Here is a 1,294-nt window from a genome sequence, read left to right on the forward strand (position 1 = left end):
TTCCGTGAGCTGTTGAACGAGCGGAAGCTGGAGCTCGCGCGCATCATCACGTCCGAGCACGGCAAGGTCGTGTCCGACGCGGCCGGCGAGATCCAGCGCGGCCTCGAGGTCGTGGAACTCGCCACCGGGTTCCCCCACATCATGAAGGGCGACTTCACCGAGAACGCGTCCACCGGCGTGGACGTGTTCTCCATCAAGCAGGCGCTCGGCGTGGTCGGCATCATCAGCCCCTTCAACTTCCCCGCGATGGTCCCCATGTGGTTCTTCCCCATCGCGATCGCGGTCGGCAACACGGTCGTGCTCAAGCCCTCCGAGAAGGACCCGTCCGCGGCGCTCTGGCTCGCGGAGCTCTGGAAGGAAGCCGGCCTGCCCGACGGCGTCTTCAACGTCCTCCACGGCGACAAGCAAGCCGTCGACGGCCTCCTCACCCACGACGACGTCGCCGCGATCAGCTTCGTCGGCTCCACCCCCATCGCGCAGTACATCTACGAGACCGCCTCCAAGAACGGGAAGCGCGTCCAGGCGCTCGGCGGGGCGAAGAACCACATGCTCGTGCTCCCAGACGCCGACCTCGACCTCGTCGCCGACCAGGCCATCAACGCCGGCTACGGGTCAGCGGGCGAGCGATGCATGGCCATCAGCGTGGTCCTCGCGATCGAGCCCGTCGCCGACCAGCTCATCGAGAAGGTCACCGAGCGCATCGCGAAGCTCCGCATCGGCGACGGCACCCCCACCGACACCCACACGGAGCCCGACATGGGCCCCATCGTCTCCGAAGTGCACCGCGACAAGATCGCCTCCTACATCCAGATCGCGAAAGACGACGGCGCGGACGTGCTCGTCGACGGCCGCGACATCAAAGCCGAAGGCGCCGACGGCGGATTCTGGCTCGGCCCGACCCTCATCGACAACCTCCCCACCACCAGCCGCGCCTACACGGAAGAGATCTTCGGCCCCGTGCTCGGCATCGTCCGCGTCAAGAGCTTCGAGGAAGGCGTGGAGCTCATCAACACCGGCCAGTTCGGCAACGGCACCGCGATCTTCACCAACGACGGCGGCGCCGCCCGCCGCTTCCAGAACGAGATCCAGGTCGGCATGATCGGCATCAACGTGCCCATCCCCGTCCCCGTCGCCTACTACTCCTTCGGCGGCTGGAAAGACTCCGCCTTCGGCGACAGCAAGGCCTACGGCCTCCAGGGCTTCCACTTCTACACCCGCGAGAAAGCCGTCACCAGCCGCTGGCTCGACCCCGCCAAGCACGGCGGCATCAACCTCGGCTTCCCCGAGAACGACT

At 66.9% G+C, this 1,294-nt stretch carries 1 protein-coding gene; it reads left to right on the forward strand.

Features of this window, described 5'->3' with window-relative positions:
* The coding region (locus tag F8O03_RS17940; RefSeq protein ID WP_104254647.1) for a CoA-acylating methylmalonate-semialdehyde dehydrogenase at positions 1-1,294 on the forward strand (1,294 nt) is incomplete at both ends.

The sequence above is a fragment of the Pseudoclavibacter terrae genome, from assembly GCF_008831075.1.
GTDB classification, from domain to species: Bacteria; Actinomycetota; Actinomycetes; order Actinomycetales; family Microbacteriaceae; genus Pseudoclavibacter; species Pseudoclavibacter terrae.